The organism is Aquimarina sp. TRL1 (genome assembly GCF_013365535.1).
Lineage (GTDB): Bacteria > Bacteroidota > Bacteroidia > Flavobacteriales > Flavobacteriaceae > Aquimarina > Aquimarina hainanensis.
The window spans coordinates 1003016-1022040 of record NZ_CP053590.1 but is presented as its reverse complement, the minus strand read 5'-3'; the positions used below and the strand labels follow the sequence as shown (position 1 = coordinate 1022040).

9 protein-coding genes are annotated in these 19025 nt (G+C 32.8%); all 9 read left to right on the top strand.

The annotated features are described in order from the left end of the window. Positions 1 to 681 precede the first annotated feature (681 nt). The 9 genes from HN014_RS03970 to HN014_RS03930 all read left to right on the top strand — a co-directional run bounded on the left by HN014_RS03970 (position 682) and on the right by HN014_RS03930 (position 19023). Complete coding sequence (locus HN014_RS03970; RefSeq protein ID WP_176026872.1) at positions 682 to 10449, top strand: RHS repeat-associated core domain-containing protein; 9768 nt, start codon at positions 682 to 684, stop codon at positions 10447 to 10449. 613 nt (positions 10450 to 11062) lie between these two features. Then, positions 11063 to 11473 (top strand): prepilin-type N-terminal cleavage/methylation domain-containing protein, encoded by a 411-nt coding sequence (locus HN014_RS03965; RefSeq protein ID WP_176027596.1) that lies wholly within the window; start codon positions 11063 to 11065, stop codon positions 11471 to 11473. Next, positions 11473 to 11955: a hypothetical protein gene (locus tag HN014_RS03960; RefSeq protein ID WP_176027595.1), complete on the top strand. Its 483-nt coding sequence runs from the start codon at positions 11473 to 11475 to the stop codon at positions 11953 to 11955. The genes HN014_RS03965 and HN014_RS03960 overlap by 1 nt, the downstream gene beginning before the upstream one ends. Next, positions 11952 to 13370: a GspE/PulE family protein gene (locus HN014_RS03955; RefSeq protein WP_176027594.1), complete on the top strand. Its 1419-nt coding sequence runs from the start codon at positions 11952 to 11954 to the stop codon at positions 13368 to 13370. The genes HN014_RS03960 and HN014_RS03955 overlap by 4 nt, the downstream gene beginning before the upstream one ends. A 65-nt stretch (positions 13371 to 13435) precedes the next feature. Continuing rightward, complete coding sequence (locus HN014_RS03950) at positions 13436 to 15616, top strand: type II secretion system protein GspD (RefSeq protein WP_176027593.1); 2181 nt, start codon at positions 13436 to 13438, stop codon at positions 15614 to 15616. Further along, positions 15616 to 16827, top strand: coding sequence for a hypothetical protein (locus HN014_RS03945; protein ID WP_176027592.1), 1212 nt, complete (start codon positions 15616 to 15618; stop codon positions 16825 to 16827). The genes HN014_RS03950 and HN014_RS03945 overlap by 1 nt, the downstream gene beginning before the upstream one ends. Beyond that, on the top strand, positions 16811 to 17329 hold the full coding sequence (locus tag HN014_RS03940; RefSeq protein ID WP_176027591.1) for a hypothetical protein: 519 nt from the start codon (positions 16811 to 16813) through the stop codon (positions 17327 to 17329). The genes HN014_RS03945 and HN014_RS03940 overlap by 17 nt, the downstream gene beginning before the upstream one ends. Positions 17330 to 17440: 111 nt before the next feature. Beyond that, positions 17441 to 18091: a hypothetical protein gene (locus HN014_RS03935; protein ID WP_176027590.1), complete on the top strand. Its 651-nt coding sequence runs from the start codon at positions 17441 to 17443 to the stop codon at positions 18089 to 18091. Positions 18092 to 18093: 2 nt separating this feature from the next. Then, complete coding sequence (locus HN014_RS03930; RefSeq protein WP_176027589.1) at positions 18094 to 19023, top strand: hypothetical protein; 930 nt, start codon at positions 18094 to 18096, stop codon at positions 19021 to 19023. Positions 19024 to 19025: the final 2 nt, after the last annotated feature.

The following is a 19025-nucleotide window of genomic DNA, read 5'->3' as shown; positions in this document are numbered from 1 at the left end:
TATGTAAGGCTAACGTACCGCAGATACGTATCTATTTGTACCTATTTGTAGGTGTTTTCGGTACGTCATACTTGTATATTGCTTATAAACAGTGGATTAAAAACATAACTTTTCGGCTCATAACCCGAAGGTCACAGGTTCGAGTCCTGTTCCCGCTACTTTTAAAAGCTAAATCATTTTTAAATAAATGGTTTAGCTTTTTTTTTAGTTAGTCTCAAGAATTTCTTTAAAAATTGCAATCCTTAGTGTAACTCCCCCGAAGGTTGTAAATATACTTTTAGACAATTATTGTTTTACGAAATTAAATTATAACCTAAACGGACTCATATTTCTTTAACTCAAGCTATTTCTATATTTTTTTGAAAGAAAATTTTTTGATGATAATCATCAAAAGAATATGGCTTTTTAAGCTTATTCAGGTCAATTTTAATACGCTAATAGATGCTAAAAAAAGCTAATGTTGTGCTAATGTTAAGTTAAGGGTATATCGTTTTTTTTGTTTTAAACAGTTGATTATAAGTGTTTTGTTTTAAGTAAGGTATAACAGTAGTAAAAAGGAGGGTTTGCAGTTTTTTATGTGGTTTATATACTTTTGCAGGCTATTAGTTAATTTTTTGAAAAAGCTCTAAAAAATTAACTAATTGTTTGTGAAATATATTTATTAGAAAAAAATAGCTTTAAATGAAAAAAGAAGAAATTACAAGAAAATTAGGAGCTTACTTATTATCGATATTGATGATGAGCAGTAGTTTTTCCCCAACCTATGCTTATGCTAAATATCTTATGGGGCTTACTCCTTCAAATACTGGTTTTTTGCAGGTTGATAAAGAGATTATAGATTTTAAAGGAGGTTCCTCTAAAGTAGATCAGGTAGATTTAGGTACTGGAAATGTGGCTTTAAGTGCTTCATTATTTTCGGTAGAGGGGTATAATGCTAAAATAAGGTATAGCAGTGAAGGCGTTGCTAAGAAGGCTAGTGTCTGGAACAGGGATCAAAAACAAGGTGTTATAGGTTTAGGGTGGTCATACCCTGAACATAAAATTATTCGTTTAACTCAGCAAACGGGTACTTTAGAAGATGATAAATATTTACTATATGTAAAAGGAAATTCATTTCCATTATTATTTGTATCTGAAGATAATGAAGAAAAAACATACCGTATAGCTAAGCAACCGGATTGGATTATAAAACATCAAAAACCAAAAAAAGATAAAGAAGGAAATGAAATCAGATCTTTGGCAGAATCCCAATGGAGGGTATATCATCCTAATGGCAAGATCTATATTTATGGAGATGGTAATTTAATTACACATGTTTCTAATGGAGTAGAATATAATGTAAAATGGAGTAACTGGATAGGTAGTTCTGTTTCGACGGGTCAAAGCCTTCTGCCTATTTCTTATAATTTATCAGCAATAGAGAATGTTTATGGGGAACAGGTTAAATTTTTCTATACACAACAGAAAGAACAAGTAGGTAGTAATGGGTTAGAACATACAAGAGCTACCTATCTTTCAAAAATAGTAGGATTACGAGGTAAATCTATTGAAATAAAATATAATAAAAAGGAAGCTTTTGAGTATCAAGATCCTCATACTGAAAATAATAACATTAGTATGGATAATGATAAAGATGCATACCAAGAGCGTTATGAAAATTTATACTTATCTGAGGTTTTACTCAAAAATAGAAAAGGAATATTACAGCGTAGCATTGTTTTTGGACATAACTTTCTAAATAAAGGGAGTGAATTACAAAAACGATTATTAACTTCAATTACCTATAAAGATGCAAAAGGACATATATACCAGCCGTCTAAGCTTTTTAATTATTTTGGAATTGAAAAAGAGATAGATGGAGTATATGCCGGGTTAACTAAAAATGAAACCAAATTATATAACGCAGCTAACGGAGCGTTATATGGAGCCATCAAGCAACAAACATTGTCAGAGGGAGTGAGTTATGCATACCATTATGGTAAAGAACAAATTCAAGGAAGCTCCAAAGATATTGAGATCAAATTTCCTAAGGAACCATACAATAGCAAGTTTAAATTGAGTTCTAAATGGAGTGCTCCTGAATTATTCTATGGATCAGATTATGTGGTTGCAATTTTTGAATCTCAGGATTTAACTCTTCGTCAAAGCTATGTAAAAGTATATCAGTGGATTGGAGATCGATGGATTGAAAAGGATATAGGCCAGTTTGATGGTTATTTTTATGATCGATATTATGCAAAAGATCAGTATACAAAAGGTTTTTTGAAGCAATTAAAAAGCAATGTTTTTGAAGCAATCGGGAATACTTTTCCTGTTGCAGCAGGTGTTCTTAATGGTTTTGAAGATGCTCTAAAAGATACAGGTAAAACACTCTATAAAGTGGGAGATGATATCTCTCATGGTGAAATAGGAAAAGCAATAAAAGACTGGTTTGAAGGTAGTTTTAATGGATTAAAAGACATAGCTAAAGATATTGCTGCTGGTCTAGAGAAAGAAGTTGATGAGTTAATACTAATCGAAAATCAGATCTTTGGAAGCAATGAGACAATATTCTTAGATACACAAAAAAAGCTATATGAGCTCAGAGATAAAGATGCTTCAGATAACCCGAGAAAGGTATACCACGTTACTTTGCAAGATCATTTTTTTGCATTAACATCTTCTTGGGGAGGGCAACAAGTGGCTATCGTCCAAAAGAATAATTTAGTGCCAGGAGAATGGATAACGAACCGGGAAGGGGTTAATATCATGAGTAAATTCTTCACCTTCGATTCCGGAGATAATTTTGTTGCTTTGTTAGATGAGGTTACAGATTTTTTATATATCTATAGTTGGGATGGTCAAATATGGAGTACATATAGTAAGCCATTAAAGACAAGTTTTAATGCTCGTATCACTTCTAATTCAGGTAAGAATAATGTAGAAATAGCTCTTGATGGTTTGTTAGGACCGAATGGAGAGGAGCCAGAGCAAAGGTTAGATCATCGTTCTGCAATAAATGCAAAAAACAATATGATCATTGCGGTAATTACAGATTCTCAGGGAATTAATGCAGATGTAAATTTATTATATCATGATGAGAATATGAATTGGAAAAGCAAGGGAACACAACTTAATAAAAAAGCGGCCCTTATCGGAGATAATACTCACCTTAATACAGATCAACTTTCTCGTTTTTCAATTTTTATGGGTCGAGATGCGAAGATTGATGTAAAGATGGGGAATAGCTTTGCAGTCTTACAAACCTATAATAATGAAGATGAGAATATTCCTGATGTATCTGATATTCCATTAGTAGGAACTTTGATAGGAAGTTTTGTCCCAGACACAAAAAAAATTAATAGTACATATGGTATTACATGGGATGAGAATTATGATAATATTAGCCTTACTCATTTGCATTCGGCTGCTGGTCAAAGTGGAGTAGAAAGTTTTATTGTTGGCGATGTGATAAATAAAATAGGTAAATCGCATAGTTTGATAGTTGGTTCTAATGATGCTTTGGCACCTGCAGATGGTAAGAATTATGCGTTTAGATATACAGGTTCGGATTTTCTGTCTTATCAGATAGAGTCGCCATATTACACAGGTAGTTTTGCCAATGATGTATCTACGGCTATAGTAGAGGGGGCAAATAAAGCGTATAAGATTCCTAAATTTTATCAATATGATCCAAATATAGAAGAATGGGGAGAGATTGGTAATGCATCACAAGAGCAAATTGGTACATCAGAGTTTATCGATTCTGCGATTAATGTGTCTGTAGAGGTCCTTAATATTATTGTCCAGGTCGTTTCATTAGCCATCCCAGTTCTAGGAGAAGTAGCAGAAGTAGGGGAAACATTGGAAACCATTAATAATGCTGCAAACGTAGCAGGTACAGTAAGTGGTCTAATGGAGCCTGTAGCCAATGAAATAGTTAAAGATATTATCGGTACTAGTCATAAAAGTACCTCTATTGCGAATAACTATATATCTGTAAACGGGAAGCTGTTTCATAGGCAACCCAGTGGTAGCTGGTTACAAGTAACAAATGATGAGTTTACATTGAATTCGAATAATAGATTGGTTAATAGGTCTAATAGTATTGTAGATAATTTTATACCTTATACTCTTAAGACACCATCTGGACTAGAAAATCATATCAAACTCTTACGTAATGGAAAAGTTTATGAATCAAAAAAATTATCTATTACAAATAAGATCATTCATCAGGATTCAATATCTTCTACAGTTGGTCCAGGTGCTTATGTCAGTTATGGACCAGCAAATCCTAATGGATTTATACAAAAAAATGAATATTTAGAACAGTTTCGTCCTGTTATAGAAGCTACAGCAGAAGAAAGAAGTAGAAACAAACGCCCTGCATATAAAGAAGCAACCCAAGTGACCTTACATAAAGTAACAGGAGATTCTTTTGATACTGAATTATATGATTACCCGGTAACTAGAGTTAGTATACAACAAGGTAATGAAACATTAGGTCATCATTATTACAAGTATGATAAAGCAGGTGTTGCTTATAATTCGGTATCTAAAGTAGCGCTTTATGGTAAGGTTACAGATATTCCGAGCAGTATAGATTATGGTATTAATGAAGAGATTCCCCTAAATAATACAGATGGAGGATATACCGAGTATTACTACTATAACAGGTATAATTCTTTTGGAAAACAAGCTAAAGCGACAGGGCATGTTGCTAATCATACATTAGCATCGTTTTCCGATCAGGATCTGATAACATACCAGAGCAGTTATGATGGAGATAATGTGTCTTTCAATAAAGGCGGTATTACTGTATTAGATGGTCACCCTTATGCCTCTTTGATATATAATACAGATCAAAAAGTAGTATCTCAAGATTTTACTTATTATAAGGTTTGGGAGCATGATTTGATGCATCAAATCACAAATGGGAATACGTTGCAAGAAACGAAAACGTATACAGTACGCCCTGTTCAAAAGATCAAGGTGATAGATGGAGTTGCTTATAAAACTAATCGTAATTATGAATTTAACTCATCAGGGAATTTAGTCCTTCGAGATAAAAGTATAGAAGGAACTTCTACCGATGGCTTACAAGAAGTGCATAGTACCAGGTATGTTTATGCAGACGAGCATTACGATAGCTTAAGAAACCAAAACAGATTAGGGAAACCTTTTATAACACTAGAATCAATTAAAAAAGGAACCCAACAAGAAACAGTCACTAATGTAGATGTTATAACGTATGATCAGTTTATGGTTAGAGGTAAAAATGTTTTTGCACCGAAACATTTTTATAAAGCAAGTGAAGCATACCCTATTAATGATTATATGAATTCGGCGGATATAATAAGTAAAATAGAAGCAGATTTAATAGGACAAGATCGGGATGAGATTGCTTATGAAGAGAAAATAACGTCTATTTCTAAAGGGTATTTCGATGCTCATAAGGCAATAGAGCTTATATTAAGAAAAGAAGATGATTTAAAAAGTGAAATCCATGGGCTAAACACTGAAATGCACGTTCTCAGTAGAGATATTGAAGAGTTTAAGTTAAGGATTGCAGATGATAAAAATGCTGTAAAGAACCTCCACGAAGAGATTAAAGGGTTATATACAGATATTGATGGTTTTAATACTTCTATACAAGGCGAGTATGCTAAAATTAAGGAGGCTCAAGATAATATTGATAGCTATAATACATTTTTGAATGGTTTCTTAGTTGGTCTAAGTTTAGGGTTTAAAGCTATTTCTGATAATAAAAAGATCGCTTCTCTAAAAGATGATATTTCTGGATATCGTTCTGCAATACGTCAGTTATATCAGAATATCCAACAAAAAAGAAATGAGATTAGCTCTAAACGTACTAGTGTGACTGATTTGTTGGATCAGAGTAATGAACTAACAGGTAAAATAACAACTATTGAGACGGCATTAAATGATGAGACAGCTTTATATCATGATTTTCATGAACAGATCGAAACCTTGTTGGTCAAAAGCCATGAAACCATAAAAAATTATCGTTTAATATCGCTTGATACTGATAAACATACTGCTGCTGTTAATGATGTAACATCTCTTCAGGTAAAAAGAATACATGATGAGTACTTAGAGACATTAGAGCGATTGAATATTGCTATCGCTAATCTCCCAGAGCTTACTTCTTCATTGAATGTTAATTTATTGAATAGTAAAGTTTTAGAGCATAAAGCGCATTTAACAAGTTTACTTGAGAGACATAAAGTGGCAGTAGATTATATTCAAGGATTACCAGAGCAATTACAAGGGTATGGTTCTTATCAACACAAGTGGGTTAGGACCAATACTATCATGTCCAGAGATTCAGAAACAGGGATTCCTATTGTAGTATCTGATACCGAAGATAATTCATATAGCACGGTATTAGATCCTAACCATAAAAAGCCAATGGTTACTTATAAAGGAATCAATATAAAAGATATAAATGAAGGAGGAGTAAAGTATTATGGTTTTGAAGAAGGAGCATCTCTATTAGGAGGGCAGCTTAATCAAGAGAGTCATACCGGGGATTATAGTATTAAATTAAATGGAAAAAAAGGAATATTACCTGGAGTTGTCCTGGATAATAACAAGAGAAATATATTATCAGCCTGGATAAAATCAGGACAAACCAACATTCCGACATTTTTTAAAGTTGGCAACACTAATACGAAATCATTTTCGGCTGATCAAGAATGGAAATACATAGAAGCATTTATTGAGATAGGAGCTTCAGAAGTACAAATAGAAGGAGTAGGAGATTTGTTAATAGACGATTTGTTAATACGTCCTGTCTCTGTAAAAACAGCTGTTACTGTTAGGGATGATAACGGTATGATAAGTGCTTCGATAAATAATAATGGTAATACTATAAAACATCTTTTTGATGATGCTCAGCGACATTTTGTTTCATTGGAAGATCAAGGTAGAGCAATAGGGTATTCTCACCATTTTTATGGTAGAGGTTTACAAATAGATGGAGTATATAATCCAGATAAACCTAATAATAATCTTCGTGTTGGTTTTCAAGGAAAAAGTGTTTATAAAGGAGATTTGCCTAATGGAATATCTATATCTAAGTCCACATTAAATGAGGAATATGGTTTTGGATACGGAATTTCGTTTATCGCTGAGTCAGATTTTGGAGTTTCTTCTGAATCTTTAAGATTAGAACGAGATGGTCCAGCTTTAAATATTGATAATATCTTTACAGGGGAGAGCACTCAGGTAAAGATTGGTAAAAGGAAGCACTTTTTAATTACTAAAATAAGAGAGGTTTTACATGTTTATGCAGATGGGGAGTTAATCAAACAGTTGAATGTAAACGGATTGGATTCTGGGGATATTGTTGTCACAGGTAGTGTTCGTAAGTTATTTGCAGGAGGATCACCCATATTATCTATGAGGTATCTGGATGGACTTGCTAGAAGTATACAACATCAATATTTTTATAATGATTACGATAACAAAATTACCGGTAAAATTGTTTCAGGTACGATATATAACGGCTGGGGTAATCCTATTCTACAAACCAAGCCTGCGTTAGACAACTATAGTGAACAGCAATATAGCCTATCTTATGATTCTAATTTTGCAAATTATGATGGTAACAGACTAACAGGTAACTTATTTTCATTTTATAAAACGAGAAAAGAAGGAACTTCTACGTATGATACATCAGAAATCAAAGATCATTATAAAATGTTTGATAAAACAGTGTATAGTAAAGACGCTCTACAGCGTGTTGTTTCTGTACATCATACTGGAATTACGGATGTAGATCTTAATAAAACCAGAACATTTTACCAAGATGCTATAGGAAGAGAATTGGAGACTGAGTTAGGAATTTCTACATCGAATGAGTTGAAATTTGCTACAACTACTACCAGAAAACGAGATAATGACAAATCGGTAGTACATGACACTTTTGGAAGGTTAATTGCTTCTAAAGATGGAAATTCTGTGAGTGAGCAGACCTATAGTTATAAAACAAATGGTCATAAGATATCTTCTAGATTGCCTTTATCTTTTCAGAATAATGATAAAACAAAATATACCAATAGTTTAGAAACATTGGATTTGTTAGGAGATCAGAGTTTAATGTATAGTATAGACGAAGGGTCAAGTTATACGGTTAAAAATAAGAAGGGGCTTCCTGTATTTATTTCAACAGAAGATTTCTCTGCCCAAGGTACAGATATCTCTTGGCGTTATTTTAAGTATGATACTCAAGATAGACCAATAGAATCTGGAATAGCCATAGTGTCAGGAGTATTTAATGCAGAAAAAATGGTGCTGTTAGCCAATTTACCGGTTTGGCTTAGTGATATTGTAACTACCCCAGTAAAAACTTGGGTCTATGATCAAGCAGATCAAAATACTACCAATATAAATACAAAAGGAAGAGTTGCCGAACAAACGTCTCTTAGTAATGGTACTTCTGTAACCACCAAATTTACATATAATCCGAGAGGACAGGTTGTTGAGAAAACCACGCAAGTGAACCAGGGGGATTCAAATTCGGTGAAATACCAATACTATTCTAATGGGAAGATTAAGAACATTACTTACCCTAATGGAACAGAAGTAGCATATACATATGATCTGAATGGCAGATTATATGGAATAGGCAGTGTTACAGATCAGTTTATATATGCAAAATATGGATATGGTATAAATGGCAAAGTGATACAAAAGAACTTTAATAATGAAACTATTGCCAATAGGATACAATATACTTTGCAAGAAAACCAGAAAGAACAAAATGTTACGGTGGCTAATAAAGTATTATTTAAGGAAAAACTTAACTATACAAAAAATAATACTGATTATTACAAAGGTTTAGTTGTAGAGAAAGAAGAAATTAATGAGTTACAGCAAAGAACCGAATGGAAGTATACTTATGATAATCGATATCAGCTAACTAAAGTAGATAAAAATCAATCAGGTGTCATTTCTGATCATAGCTATACGTATGATGTTAACGGAAATTTACAGGAGTACACCAATTCTTTAGATGTAAGTCAGAATGTCAATTATAATTACCAAGAAGGGAGTAATAAATTAAGGAGTGCTTCTGAAGAAGCGAATGCAATAGGACTATATACCAAAATTGGGAATACGCCATTTAGTAATAATACTCGCTTAACATATGATAAGTTAACTCGTAAAGTTATAAGTATAAATCAGCAAGGAACACAGGAGGCCATATCTTTTACTTATGATGCTAATAATCGAAGAGTTCAAAAGGTCAAAACAGGTGCAGAAGGACAAAAAGAGATCCTATCTTATACTTGGGGGACAAGATCTCTACCATTATATGAATCCTATAGTAATAGACAAGCAGATATATCTAGCCCTACTGAATGGAGCAAAGTATATATTTATGGAGAAGAATACGCACCCATCGCAATGATCCATAATGGGAAGACCTATTATTTTATTAGGGATTACCAAAGTAGTTTGCGCTATGTAATTGATGCAAGTGATAATACAACAAAAGAGAAGTATGTTTATAATCCTTACGGAAAAATTGCATATTCATATCAGGAAGATGTTAATCAACCTTTGGGAACTTATCTATATACTGGGCAAGAATATGATCATGAAGTAGGAACATACAATTTTAAGGCACGTCAATATGATCCGATAAGAAGAATATTTTTACAACCGGATCCAAAACATATAAATTATTCTCCATATACTTATGCCAATAATAACCCTGTCAATTTTGTGGATAGGAATGGGAAAAATCCATTGTATATTTTAGATCATATTGAAGATGAACTTCCAGCAAGGGAACTCAGTAAAACAGGAATTGTGGTTACCTATGAGGATATATTCGGTAAAACTTTAGAAGAGTTACCAGACCTTTCTAAAGTTGGGTTTGATGGAAATGTAACTATCATGGCTCACGGCTATAAAGGAGTTACATCAAAAATAGGAGTAAGAACTGGAAATGCCCGAATGTTTATAGAGAAGCAATCTTTTACGGAGGAGTTAGGTACTTATCTCGGAACAGCAAAAATAGATGAAATAAACCTAAATTTTGGAATTTGCCATAGTGCAGATTGTTCAACAGGAACCAGTGTTTTGGATGAATTTGGTCAATCTTTGGCTGATCAATCATCAAAAACCATCAATGCTGTTGGCTTTACAGAGAATGTTGGATACACGACTAAAGCTGGAGGACTCTCCAATGTTTTTTTAAGTGGTACTAATACACAAAAACCTTTTGGACACGTAAGGGATTTTAATAATTTAAGCCAAGGTAATATTTCAAACAATGCACTGGATCGTTCATTAAATGAAACAGGTCATATTGACATTACAACAGCCGAATTTAGACAAGGACTAGGTCCATATGGAGTTAGTAAAACATTTAAACCAAGAAATTTTCTTGAAAGAGCAGGAGCAAAAATAGGAGGATTCTTCAAATGGTATTAATAAAAAGTATTAGATCTTTTTCAGAGCCTTCTGACTATTAGAGGTGAAATGACCGGTTTTACAGAAGTTCCATATGTAAATCATTAATATTTAGGAGACAATGAACTAAGTAGAAGGAGTAATAAGGCAGGTTCAAAATAGGGATGTTTTGAATCTGCTTTTTTCAAATCATTGAACATTTCAAAACAAACTTTACGGTACATGTTTTATAAATAAAATCCACTTTTTATCAACTAATTAAATAAAGAAAAAGATAATTTAAAGGCGAGCAAAATAAGAATATAATATCATTTACCGTAATCAATATTTATTATACGAGTATAACTTTTATCATATCATTTACTCCGCTAGATACTGCTTTTTATTTCTGTTTTTTTTACTATAAAATTAAAACCTTATGTCATGAATTTAGATGTAATAACAACATTGATTAATGAAAAAAATCCAATAAAATTTATTTAGTAAAAAAGGAATTGTAAAGACAAATATTATTGCCAATCGAGTATACGACAACTTCATTACAAACCAAAAATGAAATTTCAGGACTTGTTTAATATCAAAAGATAATATTAGAAGTTCTTATCACTATTGAATAAAATACTAATAAAAACAAATGAGAAAAGTCTTATTCATTAAAATAAACGGCTTCAATTTACAGGAGATGCTTTTGGTACTGGCAATTATAGGAATATTGCTGTTAATAGCATTGCCTAATTTTTTGCCTTTGATCGCGCAAACCAAAGCGCAAGAAGCAAAAATACAGCTGAAAACAATCAGTAATATGCAGGCCCAATATCGTTACCTTAATTCTAAATATTCTATGGACTTTACAGAGCTTAATTACGAGGCTCCAAAGACTGTAAATTCTGGTGGAACAGCTAATTATAACTATGAAGTATTAGAAGCTACCGTATCTAATTTTAAGGCTAGAGCAACTGCGGTAGTCGATTTTGATGGGGACGGCGTATTTAATGTGTGGGAGATCAATGAAGAAGGTAATCCAAAACAAATAATAAAGGACTAATGTTTCTAATAAAAGTAATAATCATAGGTGTTCTGGGAGTAATTGCCTATCAGGATTTTAAAGATAGAAAAGTCTACGGCTTTGTCTTTTTCGTTTTGATTGGTTTACTAGGTGTTTTACATTTTCAAAATGTAAATCATATTAATTTTCTGTATGCAGTATTGATCAACCTGGGAGTTCTTATTGTTATTATAGGGACATTATATGTATATAATTTGATAAGAATACAGCGACCTTTTTTTGAAGAAGTATTTGGATTGGGAGATCTTTTGTTTTTTCTCGTTCTGGGAGTGAGTTTTCCAACAATTACGTTTATAATTCTATTGGTGTTCTCCTTACTTTTTTCAGTTGTAACATGGTTTGTAGTAAAGAAAAGAGCAAAACACAATACGATACCACTTGCAGGATATATGTCAGTGTTTCTAGGCGTAATATGTATAACATATTGGAATACTAACATGTTAACTTTATATCTGATATGAGTAGTGTAAAAACATATGAAATACCTGTAGAGTTAAAACAATTGATTACATCCAATCAAGCTTTTCATTACAGGATAGTTCCTGTTGCTAAAGAAGAAGGGAGACTTACGTTAAAAACAGATCATCAAGATGTAAAAGATTTACAAAAGGAACTAACTATCATTTTAGATTGTTCTGTTGATATTATATCTGAGACTACAGAAGATATACAGTCCTATTTAACCTTTAATTATAGAAAAACTTCTGTTTCTTCTACTGAAAAATTGGAATACCAAGATCAGTTTTTACAGAAACTAATTGCTACAGCTAAGGATTTTGGAAGTAGTGATATCCATATGGAACCTTATGAGAAGTTGTGTAGAGTTCGCTTTAGATTAGATGGTAAACTAAAAGAACAATATACGATCTCTAATACAGAATATCCTCAGTTGGTTAACCAAATCAAAATACAATCAGGTCTTGATATTTCACAAAAACGATTAGCACAAGATGGGAGAATAACATTTAAAGAAGGTACAGATGAGTTTGATATCAGAGTGTCTACCATGCCTACTTTGTATGGAGAAAAAATTGTACTCAGATTACTTAATCGTAATACCCAGGAAGTATCATTAAACGATTTAGGTTTTACAAAAGAAGAAATAGAGGAATATCGTGAAGCAATAAAAAAACCGCAAGGGATTATTCTGATTTCCGGACCTACAGGATCAGGTAAAACGACGACCCTTTATGCCTCTTTAAAAGAGCTAAATAAAGAAACAACTAATATTCTCACGATCGAAGACCCTATCGAATACACACTTCAAGGAATCAACCAAGTACAGCTTAGAGAAGATATTGAGTTCGATTTCCCAGCTGCATTACGCGCATTTTTACGTCAGGACCCAGATATTATTATGGTTGGTGAGATCAGAGATGATCGTACCGCAGGGATGGCTATAAAAGCAGCATTAACAGGACACTTAGTACTTTCTACGATACATACCAATTCTGCATGGGCAACTATTTCTAGATTAATCGATATGAAAGTGCCTGCTTTTTTACTGGCTAATACGATAGCTATGAGTATTGCCCAACGTTTAGTGAGAAAACTTTGCCCACATTGTAAAACAAAAAAGAAAGCAGAAACAAGAGATTTTCCTCAAGGTTTTGAAATCCCTGAAAAAATGGAACAGCATTATATAGCTGTAGGGTGCAATCATTGTTATCATACCGGATATATGGGGCGTAAAGCGATCTACGAAATACTACCTATAACTAAAGAATTAGAGGTAGCTATTCGACATAATGAATTGCAGATAGACACCTATATAGAAAAGAAAAAAATAAACACATTACGACATAACGCGATAAGGATGGTTCTCGATGGAGAAACTTCGGTAGAAGAAGTATATGCTTTGCTGACAAATAATTAAATATTATTGATTAGGGGGCGATAATGCATCATATCAGAGAATTAAAAAGGAATAAAAGAACAAAGATGAAAATAAAACAGCTAATACTAATTTTCGCTCTTACTGTGGGGGTACAGGTTTCTGCACAAGTAGATTTTCAGAATCAGGGGGGAAATAATAGTAGGATTTCTAACATAGAAAACAAGTTGGAGCTTCTTAATGTAGATATCCCTGGCTTAACAGAAAAGGTAAATGTAAATATATCAAACACTTCATTACTCAATTTTTTACGAGCAGTATCCCAGGTACATAAGATTAATATTAATTTGTCAAATGAATTAAATAACATCCCGATTATAAATGGATTTAACGATGTTACTGTTCAGGATTTATTAATGTTTTTGGTAAAAGAATATCAATTAGATATTGCTTTTACAGGAAATATATTATCAATAAAAAAGTATGTGTTGCCTGTGGTTGCTCCTACAGAAAAAAAAATATTGGTAGCGTATGATGTTCTTAGTACCGAACTATCCATTGATTTAAATAATGATCCTTTATCTAAGGTTTTTAGAAAAATAACAGAAGTTTCTGGTAAGAATTTATTGTTCACTCCTGAGCTCAACGATAAAAACTTAAATTTCTTTATCAAGAATGTCTCTTTTGATGTTGCCATGAAAAAAATGGCAGAGGCTAATGATCTGGACTATAATAAAACAAAAGACGGGTTTTATGAGTTTACCTCTTTTGAACAAGCAGGAAAGTCAGGAAGTAAACCAGCAAGTTATCGCTTACGTCGATCTAATTTTTCGTATAAAGTGATAGATACGTTAGCAAAAAGGGTGTCTGTAGATTTAAAAAACACACCAGTGTCTAATGTAATTTATACCCTGTCTGAAGATTTAAAACTTGATGTTTTTATTGCTTCCCCATTAGAAAATGCAGGTAACGTTACAGTAAAAGCTGAATCGATTTCTTTTGATGAATTATTGTCAAAAATTTTTGAAAGCAATATAGTTTCAGGGCAAATAGATGCGTCTAATCAAGAGAAATCTAATACTTATAATGGGCAGCAAAATATACAGAACAATCTAGCAACGACATCAAAGACATTTACTTTTAAGAGAGAAGGTAACGTTTATTATTTTGGGACAGAGGATCAATTGTCTCTCAAAAAAATTGAAATGGTGCAAATGATGCATCGTTCTATAGTGATGTTAGGAGATGCAAATTACTCTGGTTCTGGGGATGGCGCTTCTAATTTTCCCACAGGAGGTGTTAATTATATATCTGGGGGATCGAGTACAGGGATTAATAGAAATCAACGAAGTTCCTCTTTTAGAAATAGAAAATCATCTTCTTCTAATGAGATGCAGGTAAGTTCGATTTCAGAAATTTTTCCGATAACTGTCACTACAGGATTAGATATAAAAATAGATGCGGAACTCAATAGTTTTATTGTTAGTGGTTCTGGTACCCAGGTAGAGAAATTTAAGAAATTTATAAAGTATATAGATAAACCGATTCCATTAATATTAATTGAAGTAATGATTTTAGAGGTCAACCGCTCTGCTACTTTAGAAGCAGGAGTAGAATTTGGTATAGGTAAAGAACCTGTCACTACAGAAGGAACAATTTTTCCTAATGCCAATATTACCTTGGGAGCCTCAACAATAAATAGAGTAATAGGAGGGTTCGATGGTTTTGGGTCTTTAAACTTAGGAAATGTGGTGCCTAATTTTTATATGGATATCAAAGCAATGGAAAGCAATGGTAATGTGAAAATATTATCCACCCCAAAGTTGAGTACTTTAAATGGACATAAAGCATACTTATCAAGTGGGCAAACTACCTATTATGCAGTAACGAACCAAAACTTTTTTGGATCACAGATTCCGCAGACTTCAGAAGTCGTAAACTATCTTCCAATAGATGCTGAATTAGCGTTAGAATTTAAACCATTTGTATCGGGTGATGGACAGATTACTCTTGATATACAGGTGATTCAATCTAGTTTTAGTGGAAAACGTATAGCTGAAAATGCTCCCCCAGATATTAATAGTCGCAAGTTCTCATCGATTATGAGAATGCGAGCTAATGATGTGGCAATTCTCGGAGGAATAGAACAAAAAGTAAAAAATGATTCGGGATCAGGAGTGCCACTATTGTCTCGTATCCCTATTTTAAAATGGCTATTTAGTAAGCGAAAAAGAGAAGATTCTAAGAAAAAACTGAACGTAATTATCAAACCTACAGTATTTTATTAATGAAGGATTTTTTATCGGCATACAACCCCTTTGGCAAAATATTAGTCACCGTAGAACATTCAGATAATAATGGAGAACTTATACTTTTGGGGCTCGAACTCATGCAAAAAAAAGGAGAGTTAGATATAACTCAAACTTTTACAGTACGACATTATAATAAGTTGTATAAATTTCTAAAAAACAGCGAATTAAGTCTGGTTATTACCGATGATAAAATATTATCTAAAGAAGTAGCTCATACAGGAACCGATGCAGAGATAGTTGCAGAAGCTTTCCCTAACCTTAACCTCAATGATTTTTACTATCAGGTACTGCGAACAACAGAAAAATCATTTATTGCAGTATGTAGAAAAAGATATATAGATACACTTATTGAAGAATTTCAAAATGAAGGATTCAAAGTTACTTCTATTTCTTTGGGGGCATTAAAAATGGCAGTGTTATCAGAGTACGGTAATGGCGAGCGTTTAAAAACCCATAGGGGAGAAGTACACTATAGTAATAGTGAAGTAGTTTCAATAGTAACCAACCAAAAAAATACCGAAGAGCAATATAGTATTGAAGGGCTTGTTTTTGCATCAACACATTCTTTGCCATTAGCAATAGCTTTGGATGCTGTGATGAGTAATAATAAAGTTTCGGGGAATCTGGGAATTAAAAATCAGGAATTATATAAACACTATGTAGAATCTCGGGTTTTTAAAAATACATTACAAGGAGGTATAGGGTTTCTTTTGATAGTATTACTGGTTAATTTTTTTGTGTTCAATTCGAATTATAAAAAATGGCAAGGATTGCAGGAAGAACTTCAGGTTTATACAACTCAAAAAGATCAAATTACTAAGAAACAATCTGAAGTAAAGATCATGGAAGCATTGGTACAAAGTGTTTTGACTACAGGTTTTTCCAGAAGCTCCAATTATATTAATAAAATTGTGCAAGTACAGCCTTCCACTATAGTGTTAACATCCCTTGCATATCAACCTTTAACAAAACCTATTAGAAAAGATAAGGTTATAGAATTTAAGGATAAAATAGTTTCTGTTTCAGGTAAATCAATAGATAAATCAGATTTTACAATCTGGTTAAGAGCGATAGAAGGATTATCATTTGTAGATGCTGTTACGATAGTACAATATGGTTTAGATAAACAAAATATATCTGATTTTGAATTAACATTAAAGATTAAGTCGGATGAAACAAAAAACTAAAAATATAGTATTGATAGCTGTTTTGTTGTGCATACTGTTTGTAGCGTATCGTTTTAGTATTGCCAAAACATTTGCTATACATTCTGAAGTTTCCAAATTAGAATATGAAAAAGAAAAGTACTTGGCAGCACCTATACAGTTAGCTGCATTAAAAAAAAAGGAACAGCAGTTAGAAGCGATTTTGAGAAAAAACAATCTCAAAGGAAGCTCTTTACAGCATAACTTATTGAAAACGTTGAACTCTTTATCTAATATGTCAGAAATTAAGGTTATTGCTTTTGAAGAGCCACATATCTATGATGATGAAGTAACAAAAGAAGAGATTACTACCTATGATTTTATTTTGCAAGGCGATTATAAGGCATTGATAGAAGTAATATATGCACTAGAACAACAATATAGTTTTGGAAATATTGTTCAGGTACATTTTGAAAAAAAGAAAAATTTTAGGACTGGGGTAACATATCTGCAATGCAGGGTATTGTTACAACGCCTCAATTAATAATATAAATAGAAGAAGAACAATATCATGAATTATAAAATATACTGTTTTGCAATAATTTTGACGTTTTGTTGTATTGGATGTCATAGTGTTAAAATTAATAAGGAGGTAATGCATACAGCTAGCAAAAACCCAGTTGCGTTAGGAGTAATAGGATTGCATAAAGAAGGTGTGTATAGCTCAGGATTTCAGATTTCGACCATACCAGAATACAAAAAACTGATAAGGGCAAATAGCACTTCTGTAGATTTTAATAAAACTACTTTTAATACCTATTTAAAGGCGGATAGGAATAATTCACAAGAAATCAAATATGTAGATTCTTTAGAGAGTAAACCCCAGTTTTTAACCCTAGAGATATTAGATCGCGTTGGAACTATTGCAGAGTTGCAACAGGACTATAATACACAAACTTTTACGTATCTGAAAAGTCATAAAGAAGCGGCTATTGTTACTTCTGTGTCTTTGGCATTGCCGAAAGCTCTTATACAGGAAATCAATAATGCAGAAGCTATTTTTTTGAGTAATCATTCTTATAAACAATATCAAATATCTCTGGTTAAAGAAGGGAAGCTTTACAAAACAATTGATTTTGCAGAAGCTACAATTTTTGCCTACGAATTATCTTTTTTCTGCTGGGGAGAAAATGATAAAAAACAAATAAATATGGTAGGTATTATTGATGAAAAAGCTTCCTGTTCAAAAAATACTTATCAAGATGCAGAAAAAGCAAAAGGGAAAATGAATTATTTTAAACTTTAGAGATGAAAAAAAACAAGATATATCTAATAGCGCTATTTGCAATGTGTATTGGTTGCGAAGAGGTGCTTTTTGAAGAGAATTTAACAGAAGTAAAAACAGTCCTGATTGCCCCGTCTGAAGGAGTGTCGGTAACAAATACCTCGGTGACATTTAGTTGGGAAGCTGTAGATCAGGCGACAGAATATCGATTGCAATTAGCACAACCTAATTTTGAGAATGCTTCTCAGGTTATTGTGGATACTACCGTAACTACTACAAATTTTAATACTACTTTGGTTAAGAATGGATATCAATGGAGAGTGAGAGCACAGAATTCAGGGTCTAATACTCCATACACTACAGCAAGTTTTACAGTATTTGAAAATGAAGATTTTTCTGCTCGAGAGGTATTATTAACAACTCCGCAAAACAATGAGATCATAAATACCACAGAAACAAATTTGAAATGGCAAGCAGTAACTGCTGCTACACTTTATAGAGTGCAGCTATTAAACGGAAGTGATGAGATTATCAGTGATAAAACTACTACAGGTACTTCATTGCTAATCACTTTTCCAGAAGGAATAACCAAGTGGCAGGTACGTGCAGAAAATAATACCCAAAGTACGCTCTATACCACAAGAACATTGACTGTAGATAGTAAAAACCCTAAGAAACCTGTGGCAACTGCTCCAGTTAATGATGCATCACAATCAGTAGCTACAGTAACTTTTAATTGGACAAGAGAAGCTGTAGAAGGAACTGTAGAATTTGATAGTATTTATATTTATAAAGATCAACAGTTAACACAGCTTGCGACCAAAACCAAGGTGACATCACCTTCAGATATTGACCTTGAAACAGGTGCAACCTATTATTGGTTTTTAAAAGCATTTGATCAAGCTGGTAATCAAAGTGAATCTAGTGATGTATTACGTTTTACAATAAATTAAGG